This is a genomic window from Gordonibacter pamelaeae 7-10-1-b (assembly GCF_000210055.1).
Lineage (GTDB): Bacteria > Actinomycetota > Coriobacteriia > Coriobacteriales > Eggerthellaceae > Gordonibacter > Gordonibacter pamelaeae.
Map to the genome: position 1 here is coordinate 335,090 of NC_021021.1, position 1,084 is coordinate 336,173.

2 protein-coding genes are annotated in these 1,084 nt (G+C 71.2%); both read left to right on the plus strand.

Annotated features, from left to right (window positions below; genetic code table 11):
- On the plus strand, positions 1 to 733 hold a 733-nt coding region (locus tag GPA_RS01520), incomplete at its 5' end, for a DnaJ C-terminal domain-containing protein (RefSeq protein WP_041238762.1).
- Positions 734 to 743: 10 nt separating this feature from the next.
- The coding region (locus tag GPA_RS01525) for an RsmE family RNA methyltransferase (protein WP_041239928.1) at positions 744 to 1,084 on the plus strand (341 nt) is incomplete at its 3' end.

A 1,084-nucleotide genomic window follows, 5' to 3' on the forward strand; every position in this document is an offset into this window, starting at 1 on the left:
GGGCGCCAAGAAGGAGATCGTCTACGACCGCCTGGCGCCGTGCCCCGACTGCGACGGCACGGGCCTCGGCCCCGACGGGCGCGAGATCACCTGCCCGGACTGCGGCGGCCAGGGCCGCGTGGTCTCGGTGCAGCATACGTTTCTGGGCGACATGCAGACGGCCACCACGTGCAAGACCTGCAACGGCACGGGCCGCTCGGTGGAGAACCCGTGCCCGGAGTGCGAGGGGCAGGGCCGCGTGCCCGACCGCCAGCGCGTGACCGTGGAGGTGCCGGTGGGCATCCGCGACTCGCAGCAGCTGCGCCTGTCCGGCTTCGGCGAGGCGGGCATGCAGGGCGCGGCGCCGGGCGACCTCATCGTCACGGTGCGCATCCAGCCGCACGAGTTCTTCGAGCGCGACGGCGACCACCTGCACGCGCGTGCGAACGTGTCCATCGTGCAGGCCGCCCTCGGCGCGGAGATCGAGATCGACGGCATCTTCGAGGTCGAGAAGGTGCAGGTGCGCATCCCCGAGGGCTGCCAGAACGAGCAGGTGGTGCGCGTGAAGGGCTTCGGCATGCCGAAGTTCCGCAGCGACGCGCGCGGCGACATGTTCGTGCACGTGAACGTGGTGGTGCCGAAGAAGCTCACGAAGAGGCAGCGCGAGCTGTTGGAGCAGCTGGCCGAGGAGCTGGGCGAGGACGTTTCCGACGAGCGCACGCCCCTGCAGAAGCTGCGCGACGCCTTCAACTAGCGGGCAAGCGATGTCCCTGCAGCATTTCTACCTTGACGAGCAGGTGCTCGCCGACGAGGTCGGCGGGCCCTTCCCGCTGCGCCTCGCGGCCGACGACGCGAAGCATGCGCGCGTACTCCGGCTGGCGCCGGGCGAGCGCATCGCGGTGGTGGACGCCGCCCTCGACTACTTCGCGTGCGAGATCGTCGCCTTCGACGACGCGCTCCCGGTCGTGCGCATCGCGCAGCGCTTCGAGCGCGCGGACGCGGGGCCGTCGGTCGTGCTCGTGCAGGGCCTGGCCAAGGGCGACAAGATGGAGACGGTCATCCGCCACGCCACCGAGCTGGGCGTGGCGGCGTTCGTGCCGCTGGC